Raw genomic sequence first — 16,850 nt, 5'->3', positions numbered from 1 at the left:
GTCCGCCAAGACCGCCCCTGACATGCCACCAGCCCACTACACTCCCGACGATGCCTCTGACCAGGCCAGATAGCGAACCGCTGCTGGAGTACTAGTCGTGTGCCGCCGGCCCGTCCCGCTCCGCGTCCCCGGACAGCACGCCGAACGGGCGGCGGCCCGGCGGCTGTTGCGGTTCGGGGAGCGTGGGCGAGGGCGGGATCCGGCGCTCGGCCGTCGCGTCGGCCGTCACGGTCACCGGTTCCCCATGGTGCAGCACGACCAGCGGCTCGCCCTCGAGCAGCCGGTACCGCGCATGGGCCGGACCGATGTCGGCTTTCAGCCTGCGGCCGCGCACCAGCACGGTGAACGCCACCCGGGACAGCGCCTCCGGCAGGCGCGGGGCGAACGCGAGCCGTTCCGGTCCCCCGGCGCCGCCGGTGCTTCGGCGCATGCCGCCGAAACCCGCGACCAGGGCGATCCAGGTCCCGGCCAGGGAGGCGATGTGCAGCCCGTCACGGGTGTTGTGCTCCAGGTCGTCCAGGTCCATCAGCGCGGCCTCGGCGAGGTAGGCGTAGGCCAGTCGCAGATGGCCGGTCTCAGCCGCGAGGACCGCCTGGCAGCACGCCGACAGGGACGAGTCCCGGACGGTCAGCGCTTCGTAGTACGCGAAGTTGCGGGCTTTCTGCTCCTCGGTGAAGGCGTCCGGGCACTCCATCATCGCCAGCACCAGGTCGGCCTGCTTCACGACCTGCTTGCGGTACAGGTCGAAGTAGGGGTAGTGCAGCAGCAGCGGGTAGTCCTCCGGCGGGGTCGCCTCGAAGTCCCACCGTTGCAGGCTGGTGAAGCCGGCCGACTGTTCGTGGACGCCGAGGGATTCGTTGTACGGCGCCGCCATGCGCGCCGCTGCGTCCCGCCAGGCCGCCGTCTCCTCGTCGCCGACTCCGAGTTCGGCGGCCCGTTCGGGATGGCGCGCCGCCGCGTCCGCGGCGGCGCGGAAGTTCCGCTGGACCATCAGGTTGGTGTACAGGTTGTCGCGGGTGATCGCGCTGTACTCGTCGGGTCCGGTGACCCCGTCGATGTGGAACACCCCTTGCGTGTCGTGGTGTCCGAGGGTGCGCCACAGCCTGGCGGTGTCCACGAGGAGGTCGAGGCCCTCGCCCCGCTCGAACTCCTCGTCGCCGGTCACCTCGACGTACCGTACGACGGCCATGGCGATGTCGGCGTTGATGTGGAAGGCGGCGGTCCCGGCCGGCCAGTAGGCGGAGCACTCGGGGCCGTCGATGGTGCGCCAGGGGAACACCGCCCCGGACAGGCCGAGTTGGCGGGCACGTTCGCGCGCCTGGGGCAGCGTCCTGTGCCGCCACCGCAAGGCCGAGGAGACGGTCTCGGGCGCGGTGAACGTCAGGACGGGCAGCACATAGGACTCGGTGTCCCAGAAGGAGTGTCCGTCGTACCCGGTTCCGGTCAGGCCCTTGGCGGGGATCGCCCTGTTCTCGCCGCGGGCGGCGGCCTGGAGCACGTGGAAGAGGGCGAAACGCACCGCCTGCTGGATCTGTGCGTCACCCTCGACCTCGACGTCCGCGCCGGCCCAGAAACGGTCCAGGTACGACCGCTGGGCTGCCACCAGTCCCTTCCAGCCGGTGCCCATGGCGCCCGCCACCGCTCCGTCCACCTGGTCGTGCACGGCGGGCAGCGAGCGCTCCCCCGACCAGCCATAGGCCACGAACTTCACCAGCCGCAGCGGTTGTCCGGGCACCAGATCCGCGGTCACCGTCAGACGGCTGACGTCGGGTTCGCTCTGCGCCGTCCACCGGACGCTCTCGGGCCCGTCGATCAGGTGGTCGGCCGCCGCGCCCACCCGCAGCCCGCTCCGCTCCGTGCAGTGCACCAGCCGTAGCCGGGTGTCCTGCGCGAAGTGCTCCTCGGGCATCAGCGGTGACTCGGTCGCCGCGGCGACTCGTGGGTCCCCCTGGAAACGGGGAAGCTGTTCGTTGGCGACGAGCTCGGACTGCAGCGCCACCGTGGCCGGTCCGTCGACCGGCTCGATCTCGTACACCACCGCGGCCACCGCGCGCTGAGTGAAGGACACCAGTCGCTGGGAGGCGATCCGTACCGTACGGCCGCCGGGTGACGTCCACCGTGCGGTGCGGCTGAGGATGCCCGAGCGGAAGTCCAGGACCCGCTCGTGTGCGACCAGCCTGCCGTAGCGCAGATCGAACGGGTGGTCGTCGACCAGCAGACGGATGATCTTGCCGTCGGTGACGTTGATCATCGTCTGGCCGGACTCGGGGTATCCGTATCCGGCTTCCGCGTAGGGCAGTGGATGCCGTTCGTGGACGCCGTTGAGATAGGAGCCGGGCAGTCCGTGCGGTTCTCCCTCGTCGAGGTTGCCCCGCCATCCGATGTGGCCGTTGGAGAGGGCGAACACCGATTCGCTCTGGGCGAGCACGTCCAGGCTCAGCTCGGTCTCGCGCAGGCTCCACGGCTCGACCGCGAAGCAGGGGTGGGTGATCACCGGTCCTCCAGAGGCTCGGCCGGGCCACGCCCCTGGCAACCGGCGCCGGACGTCTCGTTACAGGTCCTCGCGGTGGCTTGGCCTTTCGGGGTCCGGGTGAGTACTGCGTCGAGGGCGGGCAGGCAGGCGCGGGCGCGCACGGGAAACCCCAGCATGCCGCCAGGCTAGAAGGCGGTGCGCGAGCCCCCGTGCCAGGCCGCGGCACGGCACGCTGGAAGGCACCCGCCCGGTCGAGTCCGGCGGGTGGCTCCGCCGGTCACGTGGCGGGGCCCGTCCTCCCCGGTGTGACCGCCGACGGCGGCTCAGCCGGACAGCGGCCGGTCGTCCCGGTGCGCCCCGTAGAAGTCCGCCTGCCGGGCCATGAGGGTGCGCATGGACGTGCCCCGCGGCACGCCGTGGACGGTGCCGGGGAAGTCCAGGCGCTGTTGCTCCTCCCAGAGTTCGGCGTGCTGGTCCGGGGAGAACAGCCGGGCCGGGTCACCGGCGGCGATCCAGCCGATGGGCACCACGCTGTCCGGCGGCAGCGTGGAATTCACGTGCAGGACGCTGTTGATCCGCAGCTCCGAGCCTCTCCCGGCCACGGATCCCAGGAACATCGACGCCCCGGTCGCCACGAAGACCTCGTCCTCGACGCGCGCGCCGTTGACATGGGCGTGCGGTCCGACCAGCACCGCGTTCACCCAGCACGGCCGGATGGTTCGCCCTGCCCCGGACCAGGGCGTTCTCCGTGATCACTACGTCCCGTCCGGTGCGCACCTCGCCGTCCTCGGCGGTCAGGACGGCCCCGTGCAGCACGCGCGCCCGCTCATCCAGAACCACCGCGCCGCGCAGCACGGCTGTCGAAGCCACGTACGCGGAGTCGGGTACGACCGGTCGCTGTCCACGGTGTTCGATCACCATGTCTGCACAGCCCGGGGCCGGGCAGCGAGGCACTGTGCCCGGCCGGCGGGCTGTTTCTCGTGGCATCCCGGTTCCGGTCCCGCGGGCTGCGGACCGATGAGTCCGGCGGCCCGGCGCGGTCCACCCCTGAGGACCGCAATTCCGCGCACACGACAGTGAGGGACCATGAGCATCAAAGCGCTACCGCCCGTCGTCGACGCCGAGACCTGGCAGCGGGAGCTGGACGCCCTGCGCGCCCGGGAGAAGGCCGCGACCCGGGAACTCGACGCGATCGCCGCCCAGCGTCGCCGCCTGCCCATGGTGAGGATGCCCGAGTACACCCTCGAGGGTGAGAGCGGCCCGGTTCGGCTGGTGGACGTCTTCGACGGCAGGACGCAGCTGATCGTCTACAACCACATGTGGTTCCCCGGCAAGCAGTGGCAGTGCCCGGGCTGCACCGGCTTCACGTCGCAGTTCACCCGGCTGGAGTTCCTGGACGCCTACGACGCCCGGTTCGTCGTCGTCACCCAGGGGCCGATCGACGAGGCGCTCGCCTACAAGCGGCGGGTCGGCAACCGGATGGAGTGGTATTCCACGGCGAACAGCCCCTTCGGCAGCGATGTCGGCGCGCCGCCCGGCGGCGGGTTCGCCGTCAACGTCTTCCTCCGTGACGGGGACACCGTCTACCGCAGCTGGCACACCACCGGTCGTGGTGTCGAGCAGCTCAGCCACTCCTTCGCGCTGATCGACGTGCTGCCGTACGGCCGGCAGGAGGAATGGCAGGACTCGCCCGACGGCTGGCCGCAGGATCCGACCTACAGCCGGTGGAGTTCCTCGGAGGAGATCGCGGCGCTCTACGGGACGGAACAGCCCGTGTAGCCATGCCGCCGGGTGGCCTTTCGCGGTCCCTGGCGGCATCGGTGCCATCGCGCTCGCGCGCTGCCTTTTGCCGCGACCCGCCTCAGACGGGTTCGGGCTGCGGTTCCGGGCGCAGTGCGGGCGCGGTGCCGGGTTCCCACACTCGGGTCGTGCGGATGTAGCCGTGGACGACCGAGGCCATCGTCAGCAGGAGCAGCGGTCCGTACGCCCACGGGTGTGCGGCCATCTCCGTCGGGAGGCAGCGGTAGGAGAGCAGCAGCGCGGCGAATGCCGTGGCGCCGTGTGCGACGAGCAGGGTGCCCGACCGGTCCCAGCCCCGTTCGAGCGAGCGCAGGGCCGCCTCGACGGTGAGCGAGAAGACGACCCCCGCGACGAGATCCGCGCCGTAGTGGTAACCGAATCCCAGCGTCGCGGCGAGTGTGGCGACCAGCCAGAAGGTGCCTGCGAAACGAAGCCATCGCGGGCCTTTGCGGGAATGGACGAAAATCGCCGTGGCCCACGCCGTGTGCAGGCTGGGCATGCAGTTGCGCGGGGTGATTTCGTCGAACGGCATCGGGTGCGGCGGATGGACCGGCGGCGGTGTATGGGGCCACAGGGCGGACACCGCCCAGTGCCCGCCCTCGGCGCCGTAGGCGAAGACCGGCCCGACCACCGGGAAAACCATGTAGACGGCCGGCCCCAGAAGGCCGATGACCAGAAACGTGCGGACCAGATGGTGGCGCGGGAATCGGCGTTCGACCGCCACATGGCGCAGCTGGTACATCGCTACGACGGCTGCGGCCACGGCGAGCTGGGCGTAGACGTAGTCGAGAAGGTGGGCGCCTATCGGACCGGTGGCGGCGACGGCGCGGCCGGCCAGCCAGGACGGGTTGCCGAGCGCGTGATCGACGGTCGCGACGTACTGGTCCAGCACCGTCGGGCGGGTCTTCGACGTGATGAGCAGCCAGGTGTCTCCGGCCTTGCGGCCGGTCACCAGCAGCAGGCCCAGGCCGACGCCCTTGAGCAGCAGGGTGCGTTCCGGCCCTGTGCGGCGCGTGACGGCGATGGCCGCGCAACCGAGCATCACCCACAGGGCCCCGTTGCCGAACGGATGGCCTTCGGTGATGGAGAATCCCACCGCCCGCCGCACCAGGAAGAAGACGGCGTCGATGCCGATCGCGGCAGCGGCCGCGATCATTCGTTGCCGCCAGGTGAGCACCACCATCATCAACGCCATACTCGCGTACAGCAGAAATCCCGACTTCGGGGGCAATATCACCTCTTTCACCTGATTGGTGATCGGCCCGGGCAGGCCGTAGCGACGCGCGGCGATCTCCAGTGCGACGAGGAATCCGAGGACCACCACCACTGCCACGGCCCGCAGCATCACCTGAGGTTGACGCCATGCGGCGACGTTGATTCCGCCATTGATTCGCGACAACGCGCGCGATGCTCTAGATATCAATTGTCCGGCCGATTTGGGTAGGTTTTATTCACATAGGCCGCCCTTCACGTCCATCGGCACGGTTTTCCGTGCGACGAGCGGGCAATGCGGTCACTGATCATGATTTCGATCATGTTACCGGAGGGGCGCGGGTGGATTTCCCTGATTTCGGCTGACGACTCGGCGGCGACGGGGCTCCCCCGGTTCCGCGCCGGTCCGGTCAGGCGCGGAACCGTTCGCCGGCGAGGGCCGCCGCTCCGGCGACGGCCGGCACGGCGCCGACGGCGAGCGCCAGCCATCGCTGCTCGATCAGGTCCCACGCGTTCCACCTGAGCACGCCGGCCGCCTGCGCGTCGTCCGGGTGCGCGGGGTCGTAGACCACCGTGGTGCGGATGTGGCCCTCGGCGTCCCTCGGGCCGTTCGGTACGTACAGGGCGTGGGCCAGGCGGGGTTCGGCGGCGAACCGGGACAGCCCCCCGGCGTCGTGGAAGCTGAGCCACACCGCGCTCGTGGAACACCCGGCGCCCCGGCCCGACGAGCACGTGTGCAGCACCAAGGCGTCGCCGGGGACCCGGCGTCCATGCGCGCGCAGCGCCGAGATCCGGTGATCGCCCTGCACCACCTCGACGATGTTCGCGGCCAGGACGCCCACTCCGAACAGCGCCATCACGAGGGCGACGACAGGGCGGGCCCAGTTCCTCGTACGCGTACCGGTCTTCACACGGCCACGCTATCCGGCGCCGCGCACCAGCCACCCACGACGGGGTGGTGCCCCGGAGCAACCGACAGTAAAAGTTGCCTTGACAATTTTATTTGTCGGTAGCAGGCTGAGGGCAGCGAAACCGGACCCGAAGCCCGAGGAGCCCTCATGCGTACCCTGATCAGCACCGCCTTCGTCTCGCTCGACGGAGTCGTCGAGGCCCCCGGCGGCGAGCCCGGCTACCGCAACGCCGGCTGGACGTTCAAGGACATCGAGTTCCTCCCGGAGGCCTACGAGATCAAGGGCCGGGAACAGAAGGAAGCCACGGCGATGCTCCTCGGACGGGTCAGCTACCAGGTGTTCAGCCCGGTCTGGCCGGACATGGAGGAGTTCGCCGACTACCGGTCGATGCCCAAGTACGTCGTCTCCACCACGCTCACCGACGACGACCTGGTGTCCAACTGGGGCGAGACCACCATCCTGCGCTCCCTCGACGACGTCGCCGCGCTCAAGCGGACCGAGGGCGGCCCGATCATCGTCCACGGCAGCGCCGCCCTGAACCACGGCCTGTCCGACGCCGGCCTCGTCGACCGCTACCACCTCCTCGTCTTCCCGCTCCTCCTCGGCGCCGGCAAGCGCCTGTTCAGCACCACCGACAAGGACGCCCAGAAGCTGCGGCTGACCGAGCACGAGGTCTACGCCAACGGGCTGCAGAAGCAGGTCTTCGACGTCATCCACTGATCCTTTGGCGGAGCGGCCGACAGGGCATCACGCCGGAATGGTCGGCCGTCTCGAATCCCTGGTCATCCGGCACACCCACCGCCTCCCCGCTCCCGCGGGACCCGCCGGCGAAGGCGCCGTCGCGGCGCGGCAGTTCGGCGCCGCACTGATGTCCGTGGGCTTCAAGCTGTCGGCCGAGCTGCTGGAGCACCTGTCGCGGCTGTCCGGGCCGTCGGTGGCCGACACCGCCGTGGCGACGCCGGACACCGTGCGGGAGATGGCCGGCGACCAAGTGCGGCACAACGTGTACTTCATCGACTTCCCGGCCAACGTGCCCGACACCGTCGGCTTCTGGACGTCGTGCATCGCCGGGGCCCTCGCCGACGACCGGACGCATGCGAGCACGCTGGAGCAGCTCGACACCGGGCTGGTAGACCTGCTCACGCTCCCTTCGTACGGCACCTACCAGCACATGTACGCGGAGATGCTCGCCCGGCACGACGAGCTGATCACCCCAGCGGACGACCGCCTGACGGTCCTGCACCTCGGCGGCGCCGCCGAGGAGGAACTCACCGCGCTGTACCTGGCGTTGGCGGGCAGCAGCACGCCGCTGGTTGAGGACGGCCTACCGACGTGCTCCGGCCGGCCTGCGCGCTCCCCGGCGGTGACGTCACCCTCCAGGAACCGACGCGGCTGCGGGCCCTGAATCCAGCCTCTTCGGTTTCCTCGCCGCCTGCTTGTGGCCGCCGGCGGTCCCGCGCCAGGCGGGGCCGCCGGAGGCCGGTGCGGGCTCCGGTGCGGGGTCACGCGACCCCTCCCCTCCCCCGGCGCCGGGTCGCAGAGCGCCCCTGATCGGCTGCCCCCGCTTGTCACCGGTACCGCGACGCCCCCGCCTCGTAGGGGCACAGGTGTGCGGAATCCCTCCGTCGATGCGACCGGGATAAGTAGGGTGAACATATGAAGGCACTTTTGTTGTCTGGTGGGTCAGGTACCCGTTTGCGGCCCATCACCCATACCTCGGCCAAGCAGCTGGTACCGGTCGCGAACAAACCGGTGCTCTTCTACGGTCTCGAGGCGATCGCCGAGGCCGGCATCACCGAGGTCGGGATCATCGTCGGGGACACCGCCGAGGAGATCCGCGAGGCGGTCGGCGACGGTTCCGCGTTCGGCCTCGACGTCACCTACATCCCGCAGGAGGCGCCGCTCGGGCTGGCCCATGCGGTGCTGATCGCGCGCGACTACCTGGGCGAGGACGACTTCGTGATGTACCTCGGCGACAACTTCGTCGTCGGCGGCATCACGGACCTGGTGGAGGGCTTCCGCGCCGAGCGGCCCGACGCGCAGATCCTGCTGACGAAGGTGCCGAACCCCACCGAGTTCGGCGTGGCCGAGCTGGACGCGGACGGTCAGGTGATCGGCCTGGAGGAGAAGCCCCGGCACCCCAAGAGCGAACTCGCACTGGTCGGCGTGTACCTCTTCTCCCCCGCGGTGCACGAGGCCGTACGCGCCATCAAGCCCTCCGCGCGCGGCGAGCTGGAGATCACCGACGCGATCCAGTGGCTGATCGACGCCGGACGCGACGTACGGTCCACGACGATCTCCGGGTACTGGAAGGACACCGGGAACGTCACCGACATGCTCGAGGTGAACCGCTCGGTGCTGGAAAGCCTGGAGCGCCGGATCGACGGGACGGTCGACGGCGACAGCGAGATCATCGGCCGGGTGCGGATCGAGGCCGGGGCGAAGGTCACCGGCAGCCGGATCGTGGGCCCGGTGGTCGTCGGCGCGAACACCGTGATCACCGACTCGTACGTCGGCCCCTTCACCTCGATCGCCGGGGACTGCCGGATCGAGGACAGCGAGATCGAGTACTCGATCGTGCTGCGCGACTCCTCCGTGACCGGTGTCCGGCGGGTGGAGGCCTCCCTCATCGGCCGTAACGTCGAGGTCACCCCCGCGCCCCGCAAACCGGCCGCCCACCGTCTCGTCCTCGGCGACCACAGCAAGGTGCAGATCGCCTCATGACGGGACCGCCCTGTCCCCACAAGGGCGTTCTCCGGCTCCGCTCGACGAGAAGAAGGGTTCAGCGCGGTGGACTTCAGGATCCGGCCGACCGCTCAGGTCGACGAGACAGCAACGCTCGGTGACGGCACGACGGTGTGGGATCTGGCCCAGATACGGGAGGACGCCCGGCTGGGCAGCGGATGCATCGTGGGGCGCGGAGCGTACGTCGGTCCGGGGGTGCGGATCGGCGACAACGTCAAGCTGCAGAACTACGCACTGGTCTACGAACCCGCCGTGCTCGGCGACGGGGCGTTCGTCGGCCCGGCGGCGGTGCTCACCAACGACTACTTCCCGCGCTCGGTGGACCCGGAGGGCAGGCTGAAGCGCGGGGGCGACTGGGAGGCCGTCGCGGTGGTCGTGGGCGAGGGGGCGTCGCTGGGCGCCCGTTCGGTGTGCGTGGCCCCCGTGCGCGTGGGGCGCTGGGCGCTGGTCGCGGCGGGTGCGGTGGTGACCCGGGACGTGCCGGACTTCGGGCTCGTGGCGGGCGTCCCGGCGCGCCGGATCGGCTGGGTGGGCCGGGCCGGCGTACGGCTGGTCGAGCGGGAGGGCGAGCCGGGCCGCTGGCAGTGCCTGGAGACGGGGGCGCTGTACGACGAGAAGGACGGCGAACTCGTCGAGCGCGCATGAGAGCGCGCGGGACAGCACACCACATAAGTACGATTTTCTGATTCTCCTAAAACGCCACGCCTCGAACACGTGCGGGCGTAACGTGTGTGCGAAGTGTGCAGATTCGGCACGGTGAGCACACAAAACCAGTGCCCAGGGGGGGTTACCGGGTGAGGACACCTGTGTCTGTAGCGAGGAGTGACGACCGCTCGGACGCCTGACGGCTGACGTTCTACGTACTCCCTCCGCCGCGTGGTCTTCCGCGACGCGGCGATCACAAGGCTGCGCACGAAGAGGACCCACAGGGGGGTTGGTGTGCCCAGAAGATGACCATCACACGTCTGGCGGCGCTCGGTCGTGAGGAACCGTCACTGCTCGCGCTCGCCCAACGCCTGCTCTCCGTCGCCGAGTCGGGGCTTCCGTCGATGCTGCTGCCCGGCTCGGAGGCCTTCGCCTTCACCATGGCCGGCCGGCGGGCGCCCGACGGCTCCTGGGTCCTGCAGCGGCGCGGCACCAGCATCCGGTACGCGGCCATCACCGCACTCGGGGCCCGCTTCCTGCCTGAGGACCGCCAGCGCGCGGTGCTCGGCGGCCGTACCGCCGAGGAGTTCACGGGCCTGCTGGTCGAGTCGCTGCCCGCGGTGGCCAACCTCGGTGACGCGGCACTGATCTCCTGGGCCGCGGCCGAGACCGGACACCCCAAACTGTCCGACGCCCTCGCCCAGGTGGACGCCCTGGACGAGCCGGGGCGGCCCCAGTACACCGTCGAGGCGGCGTGGGTGCTGTCCGCGCTCGCGGCGGCGTGCGACACCGTCGACGTGGACGCCCGCCTCACCGCCGCCCGTGACCGTCTGCTGCGCTCCCGGATCGGCGACAGCCCGCTGTTCCCGCACGCCACCGGCCCCGGCCTGGTGCCCTGGTACCGGGCGCACGTGAGCTGCTTCGCCGACCAGACGTACCCCTTGCAGGCGCTGGCCCGCGCGCACGCCGCCGTCGGCGGGGGCGGCGATCCGGAGGCGCTGGCCGCCGCCGAGGCGTGTGCGGCGCGGATCTGCGCCCTGCAGGGCGACGGCGGGCAGTGGTGGTGGCACTACGACGCGCGCACCGGCGCAGTGATCGAGGGCTACCCGGTCTACAGCGTCCACCAGCACGCGATGGCGCCGACGGCGCTGTTCGACCTCGCCGACGCCGGCGGCGCGGACTTCGGCGCGGCGATCCGCAAGGGGCTGCGCTGGATGACGGACGTGCCCGAACTCGCCGAACGCCCCCAGCACCGCGAGCCGTTGATCCTCGACGCGCTCGGCGTCACCTGGCGCAAGGTCCACCGGGGCGATCCCCGCAAGGCCGTGCGCGCCGCGCGGGGACTGGGCACCCGGGTCGCTCCCGGACTCCGGCTGAAGTCCCTGGACCGGATGTACCGCCCGCTGTCCGTGGACCGCGAATGCCGGCCGTACGAGTTCGGCTGGATGCTGCACGCCTGGCAGGGAGGCCGCATATGAGCGCGCGCCGGACGCTGTTCGGGGTCCAGCTGGACCCGCTGACCATGGACGAGACGGTGCGGCGCTGTCTGGAAGCGGTGCGGGACGACAGGCAGTTGGAGATCGGCGTGGTCAACGCCGCCAAGCTGGTGAACATGCGGCGCGACCCCCGGCTGGCCCGCGCCGTGTCCGGCTGCGACCTCGTCCTCGCCGACGGGCAGGCCGTGGTGTGGGCCGGCCGGATACTGCGCGCCCCGCTGCCGGAACGGGTGGCCGGCATCGACCTGTTCCTGCGGCTGCTGGCCGAGGCGGAGTCGGCGGGCATCGCGGTGTACTTCCTCGGCGCCCGGCAGGACGTGCTGGAGGAGATGCTGCGCCGGGTGGCCGTCCGCTTCCCCGCCCTGCGGGTGGCCGGCAGCCGGAACGGCTACTTCGACGACTCCGAGCAGGGGCAGGTGGCGGACGCGGTCGCCCGCAGCGGCGCCCACATGCTCTTCCTCGGCATGACCTCGCCGAAGAAGGAGATCTTCACCGCCGGATACGGCGCCCGCACCGGCGCCCGCGTCGTGCACGGGGTCGGCGGCTCCTTCGACATCCTGGCCGGCGTCACCCGGCGCGCCCCCCGGTCCTGGCAGCGGTGGGGCCTGGAGTGGCTGTACCGCGCGCTGCAGGAGCCGCGCCGGCTCGGCCGGCGCTATCTGAGCACCAACGCCGCCTTCGTCCTCATGACGGCGCGTGAGTTCCTGCGGCTCACTCCGTCACCCGCTTCCGCGAACAGGAGTCACTGATGCGCGTCGTCGTGGTGGGACAGGGATACGTCGGCCTGCCGCTGGCCGTGCGCGCGGCCGAGGTCGGGCACGAGGTGATCGGCTACGATGTCGACGCTCGGCGGGTGAAGACCCTGGCCGCGGGCGAGTCGTTCGTCGAGGACGTCTCCTCCGAGCGGATCCGCGCGGCACTGGACGCGGGCACCTACCGTGCGAGCGACGCGGCCCGGGACTGCGGCGGTTTCGACGTCGCCGTGGTGACCGTGCCGACCCCGCTGCACGAGGGCACGCCCGACCTGCGGTACATCAAGGAGTCGGCGGTCACCCTGGCCCGCTATCTGCGGCCCGGGGCCACCGTGGTGCTGGAGTCGACCACCTATCCGGGCACCACCCAGGAGCTGTTCGGCCCGATCCTGGAGGACGGCTCGGGGCTCACCGCCGGCGCCGACTTCCACCTCGGCTACAGCCCGGAGCGGATCGACCCCGGAAACAGCGTCTGGGGTTTCCAGGAGACCCCGAAGGTCGTCTCCGGCATCGACGCGGCCTCGCTCGAAGCCGTACAGGGCTTCTACGCCGGACTCGTCGACACCACCGTGCCGGTGGACTCGCCCAAGGAAGCCGAACTCGCCAAGCTGCTGGAGAACACCTTCCGGCATGTGAACATCGCGCTGGTCAACGAGATCGCGATGTTCGCGCACCACCTGGGCATCGACGTCTGGCAGGCCATCGACGCCGCCTCCACCAAGCCCTTCGGCTTCATGAGGTTCACGCCCGGGCCGGGCGTCGGAGGCCACTGCCTGCCGATCGACCCGTCGTACCTGTCCTGGCGGGTGCAGCGCGAACTCGGGCAGAGCTTCCGGTTCGTGGAGCTGGCCAACGACATCAACAACCACATGCCGGAGTACGTGGCCCGCCGCATCGGCGAGTTGTTCAACGCACGGCGCCGCTCCGTCAACGGCTCGCAGATCCTGCTGCTGGGCCTTGCGTACAAGAAGAACACCGGCGACGCGCGCGAGTCGCCCGCCCTGCGCGTCTGCCAGCTGCTGCTCGACATGGGGGCACAGGTCAAGGCGGCCGACCCGCACGTCGTGGAGAGCCTGCCGGTGGACACCCGGCTGGTGCGGGTCGACCCGACGCCCGAGGAACTGGCGGCCGCCGACGTGGTGGTGCTGCTCACCGACCACGACAGCTTCGACTACGAACTCATCGCCTCACACGCCCCGTTCGTCCTCGACTGCCGTCGGCGGCTGGCGTCCGGACCCACCATCGAGGTGCTCTGAACCATGCCGCGCATCGTCTGCGTCGCCGGGGCGCGCCCCAACTACATGAAGATCAAACCGGTGATGGACGCCCTGGAGCGCCGGGGCGCCGAGGTGGTCCTCGTGCACACCGGTCAGCACTACGACCCGGCCATGAACGACGTGTTCTTCGCCGACCTCGGCATCCGTCCCCCCGACCGCTTCCTCGGCGTCGGCTCCGGCAGCCACGCCGAGCAGACCGGCCGCGTGATGACCGCGTTCGAGCCCCTCCTCGCCGAGGTGTCGCCGGACATCGTGGTCGTGGTCGGCGACATCAACTCCACCCTGGCCTGCGCCCTGGTCACCGCCAAGGCCGGCCCGTTGCTGGCCCATGTCGAGGCGGGCCTGCGCAGCCGTGACTGGAGCATGCCGGAGGAGGTCAACCGCGTCGTCACCGACCGCGTCAGCGACCATCTGCTGGCCCCCTCCCCCGACGCCGTGGAGAACCTGCGCGCGGAGGGGTACCGGGAGGACCAGATCCACCTCGTCGGCAACGTCATGATCGACACGCTGCTGGCCAACCTGGACCGCGCCAGGACCTCCGGCGTCCTCGCCCGGTACGGGCTGACCAGGGGCGGGTACGGCCTGGTCACCCTGCACCGCCCGGCCAACGTGGACGATCCGGAGGTCCTCGCCGGACTGCTGAAGGCCCTCGGCGAGATCGCCGGCCGCTGCCCGCTGCTGCTGCCCGTGCACCCGCGCGCCTCCAAGCGGCTGACCGAGATCGGCGTCCCCGGAGGCGTCCGGCTGGTACCGCCCGCCGGATACCTGGACTTCATCGCCCTGCAGAACTCCGCCCGTGTGGTGCTGACCGACTCCGGCGGCGTGCAGGAGGAGACCACCGCGCTCGGCGTGCCCTGCGTGACCCTCCGGGACAACACCGAGCGGCCCGTCACCGTCGAGCAGGGCACCAACGTGCTGGCCGGCCGGGACCCGGCGCGCGTCGTGGCCACTGTGCACCGGGTGCTGGACGACCCGCCCGCGCCGCGCCGGCCCGGCCTGTGGGACGGCCGGGCGAGCGACCGTATCGCCGACGTCCTGCTGGAGGGAGGCACGGCGAGCAGCCGGCCCAGGCCCACCGACCGAACGCTCCCCATATGATCCGCTTGCCACATACGTTCGTCGAACACCGGGCCGCCAGGGGGGACCACCATGGATCTCGCTGAGATCTTCCGTGTCATGCGCAGGCGCTGGTACGTGCTGCTGCCCGGGCTGCTGCTGACCGCCGGCCTGATCGTGGGCGCCGGCCTGATGGTCCCGGTCACCTACCAGTCGCAGAGCACGGTGGTGCTGCTGAACTCCCAGAAGGCCACCGTCGCCTACGACGGCAACCCCTTCCTCAGCACCCAGACCTCGCTCACCGGCATGGCCGACAGCCTGGCCCGCAACCTCGACTCCGACGACTCGCTCCGGGAGCTGAAGTCCCGTGGCGCCACGGGCACGTTCACGGCCAAGCTCGCCGACAACGCCCAGGGGCCGCTGCTCTGGCTCACCGTCACCGGCACCGACAAGGCCGCCGTCCTGGCCTCGGACAAGATCCTGACCGGGTACGCCAAGGAGCGGCTGGAGCAGTTCCAGAAGCAGCAGTCGGTCGCCCCGAAGGCCATGATCCGGATGACGACCATCGTGCCCCCGCAGAGCCCGGTGGCGCAGACCAAGACCCGGATCGAGTACCTGGTCATGGCGGGCTGCCTGGGCCTGGTGCTCAGCCTGGTCGCCGTGTTCTACGTGGAGGCGCGCTTGAGGCCGCGCCCGGCCGCGCCGGCACAGGAGACGCCCGCGCCGGAGCGGGAGACGCCCACACCCGCCGCGCCGGCCGGGGAGCCCGCCGTGGACGAGACGCTCGCCATCCGGCGGCCGCCGAGCTGGTCGCGGTCCGCGAAGGACGGTCCGGCCGCCGCAGAGCCCCCATCGCCCCGGCACGCCCTGGCCGTGGCGTCCACCGCCGAGCCGCTCGACGAGGAGTCGACTCATGGACACCGCCCGCGCACCGGAGAGCGAGACCGGTGAGACGAGCGGCGCCCCCGCTCCTCCCCCCGCCGCATCCGTGGCTCCCGACTCCCTCGGCCGAAAGGTCCGTTCGGCGGCCCGGTGGAGCCTGATCAACACCGTCGTCCTGCGCCTGGGCAACTTCGCGACCGGCATCGTGCTGGCCCGCTTCGCCCTGGGCCCCGCGGCCTGGGGCGTGTACGGCGTCGCCCAGACCGTGCTGCTGGTCCTGCTGTCCGCGAACGAGCTGGGCGTGGGCCTGGCCATCGTGCGCTGGGAGGGGGACGCGCGGCGGTTCGCGCCGACCGTCCTCACCCTCAGCACCGTCTCCAGCGGCCTGCTGTACGCGGCCCTGTTCGCGGCCGCTCCGGCGGTGGCCGGCCTGCTCGGCTCGCCGGACGCCGCGGGCGTGCTGCGGGTGATGTGCCTGTGCGTGGTGATCGACGGGGTGGCACAGGTGCCCGGCGGCTTCCTCACCCGCGAGTTCGCCCAGCGCAGGCGGCTGATCGTCGACGGGCTGAACTTCGTGGTCGCCACCGCGGTGACGCTGCTGCTGGCCTTCGCCGGCTGGGGCGCGATGAGCTTCGCCGTGGGCGCCGTGACGGGCAACGTCGTCACGCTGGTCGGCTGCTGTCTTGCGGCGCCGGGCACCCTGCGGTTCGGCTGGGACCCGCAACAGGCCCGGGCGCTGCTCAGGTTCGGGCTTCCGCTCGCGGGGGCGAGTCTGCTGGCCCTGGCGGTGGTCAACGTCGACACCATGGTGGTGGGCGCGACGCTGGGCAACGTGTCCCTGGGGTTCTACGTGCTCGCCTTCAACATCTCAGGCTGGCCCGTGCGGATCATCTCCGAGGCCGCCCGCCGGGTGTCCTTCGCCGGGTTCTCCCGCCTGGCCGGCTCGCCGCAGGCGCTCGCGCGGGGCTTCAGCCGCGCCCTGGGCGTGCTGATCACCGCCACCGTCCCGCTGTGCGTGCTGCCGGCCGCGCTCGCGGAACCGGTCATCCGGCTGATCTACGGCGACCGGTGGACCCCCGCCGCCGCCGCGCTGCCCTGGCTGATGGCCCTCGGCCTGATCCGCATCGGCAGCGAACTCGCCTACGACTGCCTGGTGGCGACCGGGCAGCGCCGTGCGCTCTTCCTGGTGCAGGGCCTGTGGCTGGCGGCCCTGGTCCCGGCGCTCGTGGTCGCCGCCCGCCTCAACGGCATCGTCGGCGTGTCGCAGGGCCATGTGCTGGTCGCCGGCGGCCTGGTGGTGCCCGTGTTCCTGATCGCCCTGCGCCGTGGCGGCATCGGCGTCGGCCACGTCGCCAGGGCCTGCGCGTGGCCGTTCCTCGGCGGGGCGGTGATGGCCGCGGTCGTCCTCGGCCTGGAGCGTCCGCTCGGCGACGGCCGGTTCGCGCTCCTCGCCGTCGGCGCGCTGGCCCTGGCCGGCTACACGGTGTGCGTCCTGCCCAGCCTGGACTTCCTGCGCGGCACCGCCCGCGCCGACCGGCCCCGACGCGGCCGGCACCGGTCGCCCGCACCGGTGCGATCGGCCCGACAGGACACGAGGTGAG

Annotated in this window: 14 protein-coding genes and 1 pseudogene; 11 read left to right on the top strand and 4 right to left on the bottom strand. The window is 71.3% G+C overall.

The window, feature by feature from the left end; genetic code table 11:
• Window positions 1-91: 91 nt before the first annotated feature.
• Both ACGFZN_RS02810 and ACGFZN_RS02805 read right to left on the bottom strand, forming a co-directional pair.
• A complete protein-coding gene (locus ACGFZN_RS02810; protein ID WP_393856649.1) occupies window positions 92-2,494 on the bottom strand; it encodes a glycoside hydrolase family 65 protein in 2,403 nt (800 codons plus the stop codon).
• Between the two features lie 302 nt (window positions 2,495-2,796).
• Window positions 2,797-3,174: a hypothetical protein gene (locus ACGFZN_RS02805; RefSeq protein WP_393856648.1), complete on the bottom strand. Its 378-nt coding sequence runs from the start codon at window positions 3,172-3,174 to the stop codon at window positions 2,797-2,799.
• 385 nt (window positions 3,175-3,559) lie between these two features.
• Between ACGFZN_RS02805 and ACGFZN_RS02800 the strand changes: the two genes are divergently transcribed.
• Window positions 3,560-4,252, top strand: a complete 693-nt coding sequence (locus ACGFZN_RS02800) for a DUF899 domain-containing protein (RefSeq protein ID WP_393856647.1) — start codon at window positions 3,560-3,562, stop codon at window positions 4,250-4,252.
• Between the two features lie 82 nt (window positions 4,253-4,334).
• On the opposite strand, the gene ACGFZN_RS02795 is transcribed toward ACGFZN_RS02800, so the two are convergent.
• Window positions 4,335-5,618, bottom strand: a complete 1,284-nt coding sequence (locus ACGFZN_RS02795) for a DUF5933 domain-containing protein (protein ID WP_393856646.1) — start codon at window positions 5,616-5,618, stop codon at window positions 4,335-4,337.
• Window positions 5,619-5,895: 277 nt separating this feature from the next.
• Entirely contained in the window at window positions 5,896-6,396 is a 501-nt protein-coding gene (locus tag ACGFZN_RS02790) for a DUF3592 domain-containing protein (RefSeq protein ID WP_393856645.1), read from the bottom strand.
• A 147-nt stretch (window positions 6,397-6,543) separates the two neighbouring features.
• Between ACGFZN_RS02790 and ACGFZN_RS02785 the strand changes: the two genes are divergently transcribed.
• The 10 genes and pseudogenes from ACGFZN_RS02785 to ACGFZN_RS02740 all read left to right on the top strand — a co-directional run bounded on the left by ACGFZN_RS02785 (window position 6,544) and on the right by ACGFZN_RS02740 (window position 16,849).
• Window positions 6,544-7,116, top strand: coding sequence for a dihydrofolate reductase family protein (locus ACGFZN_RS02785; RefSeq protein WP_393856644.1), 573 nt, complete (start codon window positions 6,544-6,546; stop codon window positions 7,114-7,116).
• 37 nt (window positions 7,117-7,153) lie between these two features.
• Window positions 7,154-7,800: pseudogene (locus tag ACGFZN_RS02780) on the top strand (hypothetical protein); the annotation flags it as partial.
• A 252-nt stretch (window positions 7,801-8,052) separates the two neighbouring features.
• Window positions 8,053-9,120 (top strand): glucose-1-phosphate thymidylyltransferase, encoded by a 1,068-nt coding sequence (locus tag ACGFZN_RS02775; protein ID WP_393856643.1) that lies wholly within the window; start codon window positions 8,053-8,055, stop codon window positions 9,118-9,120.
• Between the two features lie 66 nt (window positions 9,121-9,186).
• Window positions 9,187-9,786 (top strand): acyltransferase, encoded by a 600-nt coding sequence (locus ACGFZN_RS02770; RefSeq protein WP_393856642.1) that lies wholly within the window; start codon window positions 9,187-9,189, stop codon window positions 9,784-9,786.
• 305 nt (window positions 9,787-10,091) lie between these two features.
• The gene (locus ACGFZN_RS02765; RefSeq protein WP_393856641.1) at window positions 10,092-11,264 is read left to right on the top strand and encodes a hypothetical protein; all 1,173 of its coding nucleotides are present in this window, start codon (window positions 10,092-10,094) and stop codon (window positions 11,262-11,264) included.
• The gene (locus tag ACGFZN_RS02760) at window positions 11,261-12,031 is read left to right on the top strand and encodes a WecB/TagA/CpsF family glycosyltransferase (protein ID WP_393856640.1); all 771 of its coding nucleotides are present in this window, start codon (window positions 11,261-11,263) and stop codon (window positions 12,029-12,031) included. The genes ACGFZN_RS02765 and ACGFZN_RS02760 overlap by 4 nt, the downstream gene beginning before the upstream one ends.
• A complete protein-coding gene (locus ACGFZN_RS02755; protein ID WP_393856639.1) occupies window positions 12,031-13,290 on the top strand; it encodes a nucleotide sugar dehydrogenase in 1,260 nt (419 codons plus the stop codon). The genes ACGFZN_RS02760 and ACGFZN_RS02755 overlap by 1 nt, the downstream gene beginning before the upstream one ends.
• A 3-nt stretch (window positions 13,291-13,293) precedes the next feature.
• Entirely contained in the window at window positions 13,294-14,409 is a 1,116-nt protein-coding gene (wecB, locus tag ACGFZN_RS02750) for a non-hydrolyzing UDP-N-acetylglucosamine 2-epimerase (protein ID WP_393856638.1), read from the top strand.
• A 51-nt stretch (window positions 14,410-14,460) separates the two neighbouring features.
• Window positions 14,461-15,318, top strand: coding sequence for a chain length determinant protein (locus ACGFZN_RS02745; protein ID WP_393856637.1), 858 nt, complete (start codon window positions 14,461-14,463; stop codon window positions 15,316-15,318).
• A complete protein-coding gene (locus tag ACGFZN_RS02740) occupies window positions 15,281-16,849 on the top strand; it encodes an oligosaccharide flippase family protein (protein ID WP_393856636.1) in 1,569 nt (522 codons plus the stop codon). The genes ACGFZN_RS02745 and ACGFZN_RS02740 overlap by 38 nt, the downstream gene beginning before the upstream one ends.
• Window position 16,850: the final 1 nt, after the last annotated feature.

Origin of the sequence: Streptomyces sp. NPDC048192, assembly GCF_043202415.1 — a bacterium.
In the GTDB taxonomy this organism is placed as follows: Bacteria; Actinomycetota; Actinomycetes; order Streptomycetales; family Streptomycetaceae; genus Streptomyces.
Note: the sequence above shows the minus strand (reverse complement) of the source record. Positions and strands in the feature narration are given on the sequence as shown.